The sequence below is a fragment of the Solibacillus faecavium genome (assembly GCF_014836905.1).
GTDB classification, from domain to species: domain Bacteria; phylum Bacillota; class Bacilli; order Bacillales_A; family Planococcaceae; genus Solibacillus; species Solibacillus faecavium.
Genome location: NZ_JACSPZ010000014.1, coordinates 35,331 through 50,243, shown reverse-complemented (window position 1 = coordinate 50,243; position 14,913 = coordinate 35,331). Strand labels below are relative to the sequence as shown.

The window sequence follows — 14,913 nt, the reverse complement described above, 5'->3', positions numbered from 1 at the left end:
TACAGGAAACTATTATTTAGATGAAAAGTGTTCATTTGAAATGAGCAAAAACTGTTAAGTTTATTTTAGCGGTTACACATGCTGCACATCACATTCAGATAGTACCTCTTCAATTATTGCTTTGTGTATAAAAAAGGTTTCCTCTGCTTTTTCGTAAAATGATTTATTATAAAAGAAATTAACTCTTTCCATCCTTATTCCCCTTTCTGCTTCCTCAACCTACCTTCTCTAATTCAAAATTCTAGTCATATCCCCTAGATTAAAATTGGCTACTGAAACCCAAATATATATCATTAACCATGTTTTAAGGTCCTCGCCCAGCAAGCTTGCCTGCGGAACGCCTCCCGCTTTGGGCTTTGTTCTCCAACAAAAACAAAACAATGAATATATCTAGACAATATCTATAACAATCTCCGAAAAAGAAAAAGCTAGGATAATAGAAATATGTATTGGCGGAGTGGAGTATTTAATTAACCAGTGCCCAATAGTGTTTCTTTCATGGTCAGTTGTTCGATGACGAGCTGTTCTTGCTCTAATTTTTTTATGTTTGTGATGAGTGTCTCGTAACCTGCGATATGTTCAATTATTTCAATTTGTTCCTCAACAAGTGCACGGATAGACTTAGCAAAACGCACGCCCATATCCTGCTTTAACCAAATGATATAGCTGATGAATAGATTAACAGTTGTCCACCCTGTTTTTGCATTACGGCCTTTACCTGTTGTTGTCTTTAGTAGTTTTTTAGATTGCTTCAGTAGCTTATTTAGCGAGCTGTTGGAAATACCGATTTCATTGCACAGCTCTTTTTGTGTACGCCAAATAAACGGCTCAGAAACGTGTTTTTCTGCCGTAATCCAATTCGTAATGTCTTCTTCCCACTCGTCTAAATGGCTACGTTCACGGTCTTCACGCGCTTTTTTATGCTTGTACCATGCTGTTTGACCAAAAGATACTTTAATATCTGTGTGCTGTGGTGCGTATAATTCGATAAGCTGCTCAACGTATTCTTTTTTGGGTCCGTGGTAGCGCCCGGAATAAGCTGATTCAACAATTGTATCTAGGTCTTTTACTGGCAGTGGTGTGCGTAAGCGTGAGTTAAACTGATCCAGTAAATCAAATGCATAGCTTTGGTCACGCCCGTCTTGATAGCACACTAAAGCAAGCGTAAACAAATAGTTGTTACGCCCAATTTGACCCTTTTCCCCCTTTACATCTGTTGTTTGAATCAATTGCAAAAACCACTCTGATGTTAGTAGGGATGTTTGTTGTTTTTTTGTTGGGACAACATATAGCTGGCGCCCCTTGTCATCGTCGATACGTTGTGACCAGTCAATCAGTTTCGCTGGATGGTATGTAGCGTGTTCATTAAACCAAACGACATTTTGATGATTTGGCATACGGAAAAAGCCGAAGTCATTGCAGTAAATGTCGGCATCTACAGTCGCTAGGCTACGTTTTAAATTGTCGGCAATTCGTTTAGCCACGTTTAAACTTATAAATTTTCGGTTATTTGATATAAAGATAGGTGCAGCCAGGACAAAATAAACCTGATACCCTCGATCGGTTTTCAAGATAAGTGTTGGCTCGCCAATACTGTCGTTGATACAAGCTAATAAAATATCATTTACACTATGACGCTGCGTATCAATATCGATGACGAATGTATTAATTTGTAAGAGATTTTTTTCTTCAAAACCTTTAATAGTTTGGCGTTTGTCATCTGCATAGTAATAGCGACGATAAACGTTTGGGGTGAAATGTGAAATTTGATTTGCCTGATTAATGAGCGTTTCATTTGATGTGATGATATAGCCTTTCACACCACTTTCAAAATGGCTTTTATCGCGCACAGCAAAGACAGCCCCTTTTTTGTGGAGCTTGTCGAGTTGCTTTGCTCTATATTGCAAATCTAGGGGTGCAGCTGAAGATTTCGGATGATAAGTTAATAGACCCTCGTGCATGATTGTTTCAATGATGGTTGTTAGTTTATCTTGTTTAGTTGCATATGAAAAAATAGCCATTTGCGCACACCTCTCCCTTAAATTAATAAGTGAGTGAGTGAACGCAAATAGCTAAAAGAAATTCGTCGAAAAATCACCAAATATGACTTTTGGACATAATGGTATTGTAATTGGAATTTCAAGTTGATATAATCGGTACAGATTTTAGAAATTTTTTTACATAATTATGTGTTGGTAGCACATAGCTATGTTACCTAGCGTTCGCCTTTACGTTCACTCGTATAAATCGATCACTGGGAAAATAGGTTGAAGTCATTCCACGTCCGGCCAAAGACTATAGGAATGGCTTCTTTTTTATTCTCTTTTTTACTGTGACACTTAAATACACCTAAAATTATAGTAGTTCCATAAGGCTGTTGCAACCGAAAATTTCCTAATATTTAGAAATTATTACTCCTTTTGTAAAATTTCTATAGGTATATTGATATGTGCAGTCAGTCAGCTTAATCCCCCATTGTCATATTTGCATCTTTTTATAATATTAATGACTTAAATTGAAATACGCACATATGTAAGGAATTTGAGAACTAAAGTGAACAGTGGCTCCGAGTTCTACATTTGCTTTGAAACGCAAAAATAGCCCAGGACATGGTATGCGTCCACGGCTATCTCGTTAAAAGGCACACTTAAAAAAGAGTGCACAAAACCAATTTTCAATATATTAATATTGAAAAATAGGTCTACAATTGCTATAATCAACGTAATATTGTATTACTAAATGGCGTGTTACCAGCACACCATTACAAATTATAGCAACAAGATAAGCGATCTATTGAAGACGCTATTTTATTTTGTTGTAGATTAATGACGATAGGTTAGTTAATTGCGAACACTCACTTATTTAGTTGTTAATCGTGTGAAAGTCATTCCTTGTCCGGCGAAAGACATTGGGGAATGGCTTTTTTCTTTTGCCTATATATTCTGTTATTTGCATTATAACTATGGGAAAACCTAGATGCAATAGGCTTTTTCGGCTTTCTAAGAGGAAAGTAGACTAGTAGACTAATCTACTTGTAGATGTGTAGATTCATATACCAATCTATTTGTAGATGCGTAGACTAGTAGACTATTATATATGGTTTAACCGTTGATATAATAAGGTTTTTGAAATGTATGTAGACCAGTAGATTTGTATATTGATCTACTAGTAGACCTGTCTACATGTAGATGAGTATACCAGTAGACTTTTTTGTTTTTAAATTTTTTTTTTACAGGGGTACAGCTATGGACGAGCCATTCTTATAAAATATGAAATGTCATTTTATAAAGCCCCATAAACGACCGTTTATGGGGCTTTATATATGAATTGAATAGCTGTTTTAATTTTGTTCAACAATCACGCTAGATTATGTCTATCATTAGATCGAGTATAGTGTCAATCCTTGTTTAGGTTGTCACTATTATTGTATAGATTGAGAGCCATTTAAAACAACAGCTTGTATTTCTATTTGTATTTGTTACATATATGAAAAGATTATTTTGTTGGTTGAATATACGGAACAATTGGTGCAGTTACTCCTACAGATGCTCCTCGAATAAAGTCTTTACCTAGCAATTCATTAAAGCTTTCAGTACGACCTGTTAGCATAACACCCAGTATAGTAACTTCGTTAAATGGTTTGTTTTCATTCTCTTCTATATATTTTTGGATTTCCTCCATTGATCCTCTTTCATCATATTTTTTAAGGTTTTCAATAAACATATCGAAGGATTCCTTCGACAGCTCAGAATCTTTATATCCGTAAACGGGTAAACCTGAAGGTCCTGGAGCTTCATCGACAATTCTTGACGTCATATAAAGCCACGCTATATTTAAATTTTTAGGTATGTTTTCTCGTACTTGTTCCATTGTTAAAGGTTTCTTGAATGATATTGCTACTTCAGCTACTTGATTTTCTAATTGAACAACAGCTTCAAGTTGATTTTGAACCCCATCATAATATTCTTCAATTGCTGGATGATAAAACGTTGCTACTTTTTGCTTCGTTTGTTTATCATATTCATAATAATTATTACCGCTTGAATGAAAGCCAGGAATTAGTTCATTATGGTCAATAGAAGCACCAAACCACGAATAAGAACTCGTTAATGTACTCCAAGGGATTAGATAACCATTTATACTTTTTGAACGATTTGTGATTATATTACCACCAAACATCGAAGAATTAGCAGTTACCTGAGAATCGATGTTCACATTTGGTTGAGATATACTATGTTGTAAAAATAGATTGTCGTGTAATCGCATCGTGTTTTGAGCTGATAAATAATTTCCAAATCTATTGAAAGCAAAAAGTAAAACGACGCAAACTGCTATCGAAATAATAGTAATAGTAACCCAATGTTTTATTTTCGCTTTTTTTAATGCTTTTTGAATCGGTGAACCCATGTCATGATCCCTCCTACTTCCGTACGAATTGTTTTTCTTGCCCTATATAATTTTTTCTTTACATTATCTACTTGCAAATGGAGTAATTGGGCGATTTCCTCGTACGAAAACTCGTAATAATATTTCAATACAAAGATTTCCCGATACTCCATTTTTACATTTTTTAATAAGTACATAATTTCGTCTTGATTGAAAAGCTGTTCAAAATCCGCATTACCGCTTGTTAACTTTGATTGGATTTCATCGGAAAGCGGTACATTATGCTGAAATTTTTTTCGCTTTAAATCAATAAACTCATTAAGGGAAACTCGGTAAAACCACGGGCGAACGGTTTTTTCGTCCAAGTCACTTAACATTGAATAGATTTTATAAAATGTATTTTGAATAATGTCTTCCGCATCTTCTTTTGATGCCCCTTTCGAGCGTAAAAGTAGAAACACTTCCTCTCCAACTTGAATTAGATAGGAGGTGAAAGCATCTTTTTGATTCATATTTTCCCCCCTCATTAATACAACGATTGAAGTATTGAAAAAGTAGACAAAATAGAATAATTTATATTCTATTCTCTAACAATTAGTTAATAATGGGCGAAATGTCTTTTAGTAATAGTAGTTGTGACAAACCCAATATTAAATGTCCTTATTTAATATTGGGTGTTCAACATTCAGAGGCCGTAGCTTAACAAGCAAATTAAAAAGCCGATTCCTTAGCGTACGGGAATTCGACTTTTTTGGTTTGAAATATCAATAGCGTACAAAATTTCCGAAATGTTGGCTGTACGCCTTACAAAAAAAAACTGCACCTCCTATTGTTAGAGGTGGGTGCAGTTCAAAAACTACGATTGTTCTTTTTTACGGAGGACATTTAAAAGAATATCATATGTTTTCTTTTCATCTTTAAGGAGCTGATGGTTAACATACTCATCAATCAAGATATCTACTAACACATCTACCGTTTCTGCCTTGCCCATTTGAACGAGTGCATTCAGTTTGCTTCTCGTTAATTTTTCAACACGAACCGTTGTCGTGCTTTGTTTTGTCTTTTTCGGTTTTTCATTTACTACTACTTTTAATGCTTCAGGTTCCACCAAACTTCCTTCAGTTTCTTTCGTATCAGCATCATTAAGAGTAAATTCTTGAGCAGGGGTAATTTTAGGCCCACGATCTAATAACTTTTTCTTTTTACTATTATTTAGTAAGTTGCTCAACACCAGTCACCTCCGTTAACTCAGACTCTAGACGCTGTATAAATTCCTCAGCGATAATGCCATAACTTTTATGAACTTTGCGATCATGCATATCTTCATTCGTAATTCCTGTTATATCAAAACGTTTTAATCGTTCCATATTGTTTACTACATTTTCAAATAAGTTTTCTGGACCAAAAATTTCACGGGCGTTTTCCAAAGTTGCTAAATCAACCGCTGCTCCGTTTTTAAGAAGAACAGGTAAAATCCCGATAATATCTAAGTCTGCTCCATACTCATCAATTAATGATTGTAAGTAACCTGTAAATACCTCAGCACCTTGTAAACTTCTTTCTTGCGTTTGTAGTACGACAACGACAAAATCCGAAGCATACAGTGCTGCATCCGTAATTACAGAAATCGTTGGTGGTACGTCTATAAAAATGAAATCATAATCCTTTTTTAATGGTTCAATTAATGAAGCAAAATATTTCACCCGTGAGCTCGTATCTGCAGGGAATTTTTTTTCAAGATAACGTGGATACAAGGCAAAATCACTAAAGCTCGGTAAAAGGTATAAGTTCTCTTTAACCTCGGTTACAATTTGCCCCAAATCTTCCTCTTGAATTGCTGCCATTAATGTTTTATTAAATGTTACGATTTCATCGGTCACTGAAGCTTTTGTTTTTAAGAATAGTGTAGTCGCATTTGCCTGAGGATCCTGGTCACACAAAAGCACCTTGTAACCCATTTCTGATAACGCATAGGCTATCATCGTACTGTTAGTTGTCTTCCCAGTACCCCCCTTGAAATTACCGAACGTTACTATGATTGCTTCTTCTCTTTTTTCCATCTCCACTACCTCCTTTATTTTAAAAACATACTTTCATTCATATGTAGATTTGTAGACGTGTAGATAAGTAGATTATAGCAAGGAATTAGAGGGAAGGGAAATAAGTTATTCGTTTTTAGAGGGATTTATTTTAAAAGGCTGTATTCTAAATGATTAGGGATGTTTGTTTGTAGACTGATATACTTGTAGATTAGTCTACTGATATACTTGTATACTGGTAGGTTTTGAAGTGAAATAGCTCTGATTTTAATTGCGTTGACAGCTCAGAATTAGTTTAACAAATGCAGATATTCAAGTAGCTGATGGGTTACCAGTATTACTTCGTCCAGGTGGTCGTGTAGACATGTCTACGATCGATCGAGCGTGCGAAAGAAATATTTGGAGAAGATAACGTTATGGAGAATGTCATCAAGCACTTAGAGCGTTTAAAAGCGTGGGATGTAACGGACATTACAAATAATGATATGCACAATCGTAAAGCGCATCAGGTTTTATTAGATGTAATTGAGGAGTTAGAAAAGAAATTTGCTCAGTTCGAGGAGGCTGGTAAGTATGAGTAATGAAAAAGGCGGTTTAATTAAGAAGAAGAAAAAGCCGCCGATTATGAAGCCAGCTGTGCCGGTAAAGAAAAATGATATGGATTTTGGTTATAGTCCCCCTGCTACAGGAAGAACCTGTTGCCCCTATTGAAACGCCAACTCCTGTAGTTGTTAAAAATGCGGTTACCAAAATTAGACCGGCAACACCACGTAAAAAGATGGGCGTCGGGAAAACAAATAGTACAAAAAGTTTAAAAGTGCCGACTGTCATTCACAGTGAAATCAATTTACTTGGTTCATTTATGGATGAAGGAAAAACGTATGTGATTTTGCAGAAAATAATTGATAGTTACGTGAAAAATGAATTAACAGATCGCCAGCAACGTTAATTCAAGTTTATGGTAAAGGCGTTTCACGAGGATAAATAACAGAAGAATACCTAACAAAAGTAGAAATTTCTACTTTTGTTAGGTATATATTTTAAAGTTTTATCCTTATGATGATTAATTTAATTGCGATGTAACAATACCAATACGTGATGACTAGGTATCGTCAAACCTGATACGTTTAATCTCTAATGCATGTACCAGACGTTAGCGGACAACATTAAAACTTATTGAAAAGACATGACTCTTCAAATGAAGCGCCATGTCTTTTTCATATATAGAAGTTCTTTTTTGGTGAATGAGTATATATTTCAAAATTAGAATTTCTACTTTTGAAAAGTTCCCTTTCTCCACTTATACCGTCGTTTGCATTGAGACTCCCACGACTAAAGCCGCTATCCCTACATCTACATTGTAACGGGTGGGATTCTTGAATGACTTACCGTTCGCATTCGACTTCATTGTAATAAATATTCCACATTCTCGAAACTAAAGATAGCTTAATTCAGTATAATAGTATTAATGAATCGGAGGGGTTCCTATGTCTTATCAATCAGAAGCACTACTTGAAAAAAATATGCTGCAACAACTCGTAACACAAGGTTATGAGTCGGTAACTATTAAAGATTACAATGCATTACTAGAAAATTTCCGTAAACAACTAAATATATTTAATAAAAACAAACTAAATGGGCAGCCACTTACAGATAAAGAATTTGAACGCCTACTTACGAAAATTGATGGCAAAAGTGTGTTCGAATCAGCTAAAATTTTACGTGATAAACAATTAATTGAGCGTGAAGATGGTTCACAGCTGTACATAGAACTTTTCAACAAACAGGAATGGTGTAAAAACTTATTCCAAGTAACAACACAAACAACAGTAGCAGGAAAATATTCCAATCGCTATGATGTGACGATTTTAATGAATGGACTGCCTCTTGTTCAGATTGAATTAAAACGTCGAGGGCTGGACTTTAAAGAAGCCTTTCATCAAATTCAGCGCTATCGTAAGCATTCATTTAAAGGACTCTATCGTTTTTTTCAAATCTTTGTTGTGAGTAATGGCGTTGATACGAAATACTTCTCTAACGCTGACGGAGAGATTAATTTTGGCTTCACGTTCTTTTGGTCGGATGTTAATAATGAACTCATTACAAACTTACAAGATTTCACAAAATCATTTTTGCAGCCATGTCATTTAGCAAAAATGATTGCACGCTATATGGTTATTAACGATACTGATAAATTACTTATGGTAATGCGACCTTACCAGGTTTATGCAGTGGAAGCGCTACTAGAACGTGCATTGCAGACAAAGAATAACGGCTATATTTGGCATACTACCGGTTCAGGAAAAACACTGACTTCCTTTAAAGCGGGTCAAATCTTATCAAATGAACACCATATCCAAAAAGTTTTCTTCCTAGTTGACCGACAAGATTTAGACAGCCAAACGATTTCAGAATTTAATAAGTTCCAAAAGGGTGCCGTTGATACAACAGATAAAACCGATGTATTAGTTAAACAAATCCAAGATCCAATGAATCGATTTATCGTCACAACAATTCAAAAGATGGCGAATGCTGTGAAGAATTCACGTTATGCAGAAATTATGGCACCCTATAAAAATGAACGTGTTATTTTCATTATTGATGAATGTCACCGCAGCCAATTTGGGAAAATGCGTAATGACATTGCTAAACACTTCGAAAATGCACAGTACTTTGGTTTTACAGGTACCCCACGTTTTGCTGAAAATAAAAGTCAAGACGGGCGTACCACAGCTGATTTATTTGAGAAATGCTTGCACCATTATTTAATTAAAGATGCGATTCGAGATGGGAATGTACTTGGGTTCTCAGTTGAATATATTAAAACCTTTAACGCCAATATCGATGAAAGCGACCAAACCAAAGTACAGGGTATTGATACGGATGAAGTGTGGCATCACGAGGAGCGCTTAGAACTAGTTGCAGATCACATTATCGCTAATCACGAAAGACGTTCAAAAAGCAAAGGTTACTGTGCGATGTTTACTGTCGATTCTATACCGACACTTATCAAGTACTATAATATTTTCAAAAAGAAAGATCATAACTTAAAGATTGCTGGGATCTTTTCGTTTGGAGCGAATGAAGAAAGTGAAGGGCGTGAGGAACATTCACGTGATGCCCTAGATCGTATGATTTCGGATTATAATGAGCTATTTAAAACAGATTATTCTACCCATGTGTGGGACCGTTACTTTGCAGATGTATCTCGACGCGTAAAAGCAGCACAAATCGATATTCTAATTGTCGTGCGTATGTTCTTAACCGGTTTTGATAGTAAACCATTAAATACGCTTTATGTTGATAAATCACTGCAACATCATGATTTATTGCAAGCCTATAGCCGTACGAATCGCGTAAAAGAGTCAACAAAGCCTTATGGAAATATCGTCAACTACCGAAATCTAAAGGAAGCGACCGATGATGCCATTAAGCTATTTTCACAAACAGATTCGGTTAATGATGTTTTGATGAAAAGTTATACCCACTATTTAGGTATGTTCCTTGAAGCCCGTGCTAAATTAGTGGCCATTACACCTACGCCTGATTCTGTTGATAGTTTAGAGCGCGAAGAAGATCAAAAAGAATTTATTATCGCTTTTAAAAATGTAACAAAGCTTTTACTTCGTCTTCAATCTTTCTCCGATTTTGAGTTTGATGAAGAAAAATTAAAGATAGATGCACAGACATATGAAGACTTCAAAAGTAAATACTTTAAAATTGTTGATAAGACAAAACGTGAAATTGAAAAAGTGTCCATTTTACAGGATATCGACTTTGAATTAGAGCTGATGCATACGGACCGAATAAATGTAAGCTATATCATGAACCTTATTCGTAATCTTGATGTCGATGACAAATCTAAGTTGGACCAAGATATACGTTTGATTACACAAGAACTAGAACGAGCTTCAGATGCTGACTTACGTTTAAAAATGGATTTAATCAAAGGATTCTTAACTAAGGTTGCTCCAACACTTACGAAAGAAGATTCGATTGATGATGCGTATAATGCATATGAAGAGCAAGTACGTGAAGAAGAAATTCATACCTTTGCAGAGGAAATTGGTGTAGAAGACCATGTATTAAAACAACATGTGGCTACCTATGAATTTAGCCAACTTATTAACACAAAAGAAATTATGGATGTTTTACCGGGTATCTTCCCTATCCGACGAAAGCTTGTAACACGTGTGAAAGACTTCATTATTGAACATACGAAGAAATTTGCTTAGCATTAATCCAAAAATTAATTCTCAACAATATTATCTTAGGTGGGAGGTTATTTAGTGAAAAACAAGGAAATTAAAAAGCTTAATAAAACATCTGCATTTAAGTCTAAAACCAATTCACCTATTAAAAGTGCCAAAGAAACCTATTTAAACTCTTTGAATAACGTTGAGAATAATTTTAAGAGTACTAGTAATCTTAAAAATTCAACTAAGAAGAAAATAGCGCATACTCCCAAAGGGATGTCAGATCAAGAATATAAAAAATTAGGTGTCTATTTAACGCATCATAAAGCATATAAACGTTGTTTTAATTGTGTGAATTTTACAAGTAAAGTATGTGGAGCACTAAACAAAATTGAAGTAAGTGAAAATCATGCATGTAAAAAATTTAATGGTTATAAAACATATCAGGGGGGCGCATTCTCTCCAAGATAATTTAATCCTTATAAAAGCACATTAAACAATTTGCTTTTTGTCATTTTTAAAAACAACAAAAATATTTTGTTGCTATTTTTAAAAATGACATATACAATAGGCGGAGAGATGAACAAAAGGTGGTGAAATTTTGAAGTTACAAGAAATCGCAAACTTAACACAGGGTGTCTATCTTTCACGCATTGAGACCACTAAAAATGACCCAAATCACGTAGAAATTAACTTACTCACTTTAAAAGAGTTCAATGAAACACTGGGTCTGTCTTACCGAATGTCGATTGAAAAAAGCTCCACCGTTTTTCTTGATCATGGTAAGGTGCCTTCTACCGCTATTACTGATACTGAGAGCTTAGTTTTACACACACTCACGCAAAAGGTTGCTCGCTTACCACATAAATATGCTGGACTGCTGTTAACGACTAATTTTGTAAAAATCCAGTTACCTGATTCTGTTGATATTGACTATTTCGAATGGTATTTTAATGAACACCCTTTTATTCAAAAGCAAATTTTACTTGGTCTACAAGGAAGTGTTATTTCCACTATTTCACTTGCGCACTTAAAAGAAATAAATCTACAACTGCCTGATATCCAACGGCAAAGGTTACTTGGAAAAGTTTCAAAACTCTCTAAGCATAAAGAACAGCTACTTAAAGAGAAAATACACTTACAGGCACAATTAACACATCAGCAACTAGTCAATTTGAGCAATATTAAATCAATTAACTAATGGAGGAATAAAGATGACAACATCTGAAAAACAGCGCCAGCAACAAGCTGAGCTGCACAAAAAATTATGGGATATGGCGAATGATTTACGTGGCCAAATGGAAGCCTCTGAATTTAAAGACTACATTCTCGGCTTAATTTTCTACCGTTATTTATCAGAAAAAGTAGAAGTTCGTGCGAATGAGCTATTAAAAGAAGATAACACTACTTTTGAAAAAGCATGGGAAAATGAAGAATATCGTGAAGGCTTAGCGGAATATCTTATCCAAGAACTAGGATATATCATCGAACCAAAATTCTTATTCTCTTCTATGATTACTGAAATCCGAAAAGGCGATAAAGGATCATTTGACGTAGAATTACTACAAAAAGGCGTTATAGCAATTGAGGAGTCGACGCTTGGAGCAGAAAGTGAAGATGATTTCCAAAATTTATTCGATGATATGGATTTAGCTTCATCAAAACTTGGACGTACAGTTGAATTACGTTCAAAATTAATCGCTAAAATCATGGTAAGCATCGCAGATATCCCGTTCTTACAAGATGACGTAGAAATAGACGTACTTGGGGATGCTTATGAATATATGATCTCACAATTCGCTGCAAACGCAGGGAAAAAGGCGGGAGAATTCTATACCCCACAACAAGTATCTAAAATTTTAGCGAAAATCGTAACTGCTGGGAAGACAGAACTAAAAAACGTATATGATCCTACATGTGGATCGGGCTCATTATTATTACGTGTTGCAAAGGAAGCAAAAGTTTTCAAATTCTTTGGTCAAGAAAAAACATCAACAACGTATAACTTAGCTCGAATGAATATGTTATTACATGATGTAGAGTATCAACGTTTCGATATTCGTAATGCTGATACATTAGAAGAACCTGAACACGTAGGCGAACGATTCGAAGCCGTTGTTGCAAACCCGCCATACAGTGCAAAATGGAGTGCTGATGACAAATTCAAAGATGACGAGCGCTTTAGTGCTTACAGTAAACTTGCACCAAAATCAAAGGCAGACTTTGCGTTTATTCAACATATGATTCACCAATTAGACGATAACGGTACAATGGCCGTTGTATTACCCCATGGTGTCCTATTCCGTGGGGCGGCAGAAGGTACGATTCGTCAATATTTAATCGAAAACAAAAACTACCTAGATGCAGTTATCGGCTTACCAGCAAATATTTTCTACGGTACATCGATTCCAACATGTATTCTAGTATTCAAAAAATGTCGTAAACACGATGACAACGTAATCTTCATTGATGCATCAAATGAGTTTGAAAAGGGCAAAAATCAAAACATCTTAACGGATGAAAACGTAGAGAAAATTGTAGCTACGTTCTTAAGCCGAGAAACACTTGAGAAATATTCATACGCAGCAACATTAGATGAGATCAAAGAGAACGAATACAACTTAAACATCCCTCGCTATGTTGATACGTTTGAGGAAGAAGAAGAAATTGATTTACAGGTTGTTGCAAACCGTCTGAAAGAAATCGATAAAGAAATTGCAGAAGTAGATTCTGAATTAGAGAAGTTCTTTAAAGAATTGGGGGTGTAGGGATGAATGCACCTAAGTTAAGATTTAAAGATTTTAATGACGAATGGGAGTCTTTTACCCTTGGTAATTTAACAGCATTAAGCGATGGTACACACTTTACACCAAATTATAAATTATCTGGTATACCATTCTGGAGTGTTGAAACTATTACAAAAAATGCACCTGTGAAATACATTTCAGAAGAAGAACATGAAGAAATCAATAAAAGATGTAATCCACAAATAAACGATATTTTAATTACAAGGATTAGCTCAGGAATTAATTCACTTGGCTTACCAAAATTAGTGGATTGGGATACACCTTTTAGTATTTATGTAAGTGTAGGTTTGATAAAATCTAGCAAACTTTTTGATTCTACTTTTCTAGTTGAGTATATTAAAACACCTAAATATAAAAGGGATTTTTTATCGAAATCCCTTTTAACTGCTTCTCCAAAGAAAATAAATATGAATAATTTAGCTACTACATTAGTGAAGTTGCCACCTTTACCAGAACAAAAAAAGTTAGGAGATTTTTTTAGCCTACTTGAAAAAAAAATCCAACTTCAACAAGAAAAAATTGACTTGCTGAAGGAACAGAAAAAAGGTTTTATGCAGAAGATATTTAGTCAGGAATTGCGGTTTAAGGATGTGAATGGGCGAGAGTGTCCTAAATGGGAAAACAAAAAAATTGGAGATATTGCCACAATAACAATGGGACAATCCCCTAATAGTACAGCTTATTCAGATAATTCCTCAGATACTGTATTAGTCCAAGGTAATGCTGATTTAAAACTAGGAAAAATCGTACCTAGAATTTATACTTCAGAAATCACAAAAATGAGTGAACTAGGAGATATCCTCCTAACTGTTCGTGCACCAGTCGGCGTTGTAGCCAAAACCAATATTCCAGCTTGTATAGGGCGAGGCGTTTGTTCAATCCAATCAGATGATTTCCTATACTATTATTTAGATTATTTTAATATGACTGATCAGTGGAATAAGCTTTCTCAAGGAAGTACATTTGAGTCTGTGAATTCAAATGATATTAAGAGTATTTATGTCCCACAACCTTCAATAAAAGAAAAACAAAAAATCACATCATTTTTCGAATTATTAACCAAGGAAATTGATTTAGCTGAGTCTTCATTAATTGAACTACAAAAACAAAAACAAGCCTTCATGCAACAAATGTTTATTTAACACTACACCCTTCTAATATTTCTAGAAGGGTGTAACTTTCACTTATATTACCCATAAATTCTAATAAGTAGAGATAATATTAAACTTGTAAATAAATTCAAAATAATCTATAATCCAAAATCAGAACAAGTATTCCTATATTGAAGGAGGTGAAAATAATGCAGAAAGACAAAAAAGTCATAAATCCACCCCCTGCATAAAAGCTTGAGATAGACCTATAACTATCTGAACAAAATCGCCAAATTCTGCTCACAATTAATCGCTTCGCCAAAAGCTATTAAAAATATTTAAATCACCAAAAATGTACCATAAACAAGTAAATATTACAATGGTACAGCAAATT

General features: G+C 34.8%; 13 protein-coding genes. 8 read left to right on the top strand and 5 right to left on the bottom strand.

The window, feature by feature from the left end:
• Positions 1-470: 470 nt before the first annotated feature.
• The 5 genes from H9635_RS18510 to H9635_RS18490 form a co-directional block, all read right to left on the bottom strand.
• Entirely contained in the window at positions 471-2,021 is a 1,551-nt protein-coding gene (locus tag H9635_RS18510; RefSeq protein ID WP_191701798.1) for a primase C-terminal domain-containing protein, read from the bottom strand.
• A 1,474-nt stretch (positions 2,022-3,495) separates the two neighbouring features.
• Positions 3,496-4,407, bottom strand: coding sequence for a sigma factor regulator N-terminal domain-containing protein (locus H9635_RS18505; RefSeq protein WP_191701797.1), 912 nt, complete (start codon positions 4,405-4,407; stop codon positions 3,496-3,498).
• The gene (locus H9635_RS18500; RefSeq protein ID WP_191701796.1) at positions 4,380-4,898 is read right to left on the bottom strand and encodes an RNA polymerase sigma factor; all 519 of its coding nucleotides are present in this window, start codon (positions 4,896-4,898) and stop codon (positions 4,380-4,382) included. Before H9635_RS18500 ends, H9635_RS18505 begins: the two co-directional genes overlap by 28 nt.
• 344 nt (positions 4,899-5,242) lie before the next feature.
• Positions 5,243-5,614, bottom strand: coding sequence for a DUF5388 domain-containing protein (locus H9635_RS18495; protein WP_191701795.1), 372 nt, complete (start codon positions 5,612-5,614; stop codon positions 5,243-5,245).
• The gene (locus H9635_RS18490) at positions 5,595-6,446 is read right to left on the bottom strand and encodes a ParA family protein (protein WP_191701794.1); all 852 of its coding nucleotides are present in this window, start codon (positions 6,444-6,446) and stop codon (positions 5,595-5,597) included. The genes H9635_RS18495 and H9635_RS18490 overlap by 20 nt, the downstream gene beginning before the upstream one ends.
• A 395-nt stretch (positions 6,447-6,841) precedes the next feature.
• Here H9635_RS18490 and H9635_RS18485 point away from each other — a divergent pair, with 395 nt between their 5' ends.
• The 8 genes from H9635_RS18485 to H9635_RS18450 all read left to right on the top strand — a co-directional run bounded on the left by H9635_RS18485 (position 6,842) and on the right by H9635_RS18450 (position 14,570).
• Positions 6,842-7,006 (top strand): hypothetical protein, encoded by a 165-nt coding sequence (locus H9635_RS18485; protein WP_191701793.1) that lies wholly within the window; start codon positions 6,842-6,844, stop codon positions 7,004-7,006.
• Positions 6,999-7,136, top strand: a complete 138-nt coding sequence (locus tag H9635_RS18480) for a hypothetical protein (RefSeq protein WP_191701792.1) — start codon at positions 6,999-7,001, stop codon at positions 7,134-7,136. Before H9635_RS18485 ends, H9635_RS18480 begins: the two co-directional genes overlap by 8 nt.
• Complete coding sequence (locus H9635_RS18475; RefSeq protein WP_191701791.1) at positions 7,090-7,374, top strand: hypothetical protein; 285 nt, start codon at positions 7,090-7,092, stop codon at positions 7,372-7,374. Before H9635_RS18480 ends, H9635_RS18475 begins: the two co-directional genes overlap by 47 nt.
• 538 nt (positions 7,375-7,912) lie before the next feature.
• Complete coding sequence (locus H9635_RS18470; RefSeq protein WP_191701790.1) at positions 7,913-10,660, top strand: type I restriction endonuclease subunit R; 2,748 nt, start codon at positions 7,913-7,915, stop codon at positions 10,658-10,660.
• A gap of 54 nt (positions 10,661-10,714) precedes the next feature.
• Positions 10,715-11,092 carry a hypothetical protein gene (locus tag H9635_RS18465; RefSeq protein WP_191701789.1) on the top strand — a complete coding sequence of 126 codons (378 nt, stop codon included), beginning with the start codon at positions 10,715-10,717 and terminating at the stop codon, positions 11,090-11,092.
• A gap of 130 nt (positions 11,093-11,222) precedes the next feature.
• Positions 11,223-11,822, top strand: a complete 600-nt coding sequence (locus H9635_RS18460; protein WP_191701788.1) for a restriction endonuclease subunit S domain-containing protein — start codon at positions 11,223-11,225, stop codon at positions 11,820-11,822.
• Between the two features lie 13 nt (positions 11,823-11,835).
• Positions 11,836-13,389: a type I restriction-modification system subunit M gene (locus tag H9635_RS18455; protein ID WP_191701787.1), complete on the top strand. Its 1,554-nt coding sequence runs from the start codon at positions 11,836-11,838 to the stop codon at positions 13,387-13,389.
• A gap of 2 nt (positions 13,390-13,391) precedes the next feature.
• On the top strand, positions 13,392-14,570 hold the full coding sequence (locus tag H9635_RS18450) for a restriction endonuclease subunit S (protein WP_191701786.1): 1,179 nt from the start codon (positions 13,392-13,394) through the stop codon (positions 14,568-14,570).
• Positions 14,571-14,913 lie beyond the last annotated feature (343 nt).

Excerpts from the sequence above, each read along its gene's own strand:
- H9635_RS18510 (WP_191701798.1), bottom strand. The coding sequence starts at position 2,021 with ATGGCTATTTTTTCATATGCAACTAAACAAGATAAACTAACAACCATC.
- H9635_RS18505 (WP_191701797.1), bottom strand. The coding sequence starts at position 4,407 with ATGGGTTCACCGATTCAAAAAGCATTAAAAAAAGCGAAAATAAAACAT.
- H9635_RS18500 (WP_191701796.1), bottom strand. The coding sequence starts at position 4,898 with ATGAATCAAAAAGATGCTTTCACCTCCTATCTAATTCAAGTTGGAGAG.
- H9635_RS18490 (WP_191701794.1), bottom strand. The coding sequence starts at position 6,446 with ATGGAAAAAAGAGAAGAAGCAATCATAGTAACGTTCGGTAATTTCAAG.
- H9635_RS18485 (WP_191701793.1), top strand. The coding sequence starts at position 6,842 with ATGGAGAATGTCATCAAGCACTTAGAGCGTTTAAAAGCGTGGGATGTA.
- H9635_RS18480 (WP_191701792.1), top strand. The coding sequence starts at position 6,999 with ATGAGTAATGAAAAAGGCGGTTTAATTAAGAAGAAGAAAAAGCCGCCG.
- H9635_RS18470 (WP_191701790.1), top strand. The coding sequence starts at position 7,913 with ATGTCTTATCAATCAGAAGCACTACTTGAAAAAAATATGCTGCAACAA.
- H9635_RS18455 (WP_191701787.1), top strand. The coding sequence starts at position 11,836 with ATGACAACATCTGAAAAACAGCGCCAGCAACAAGCTGAGCTGCACAAA.
- H9635_RS18450 (WP_191701786.1), top strand. The coding sequence starts at position 13,392 with ATGAATGCACCTAAGTTAAGATTTAAAGATTTTAATGACGAATGGGAG.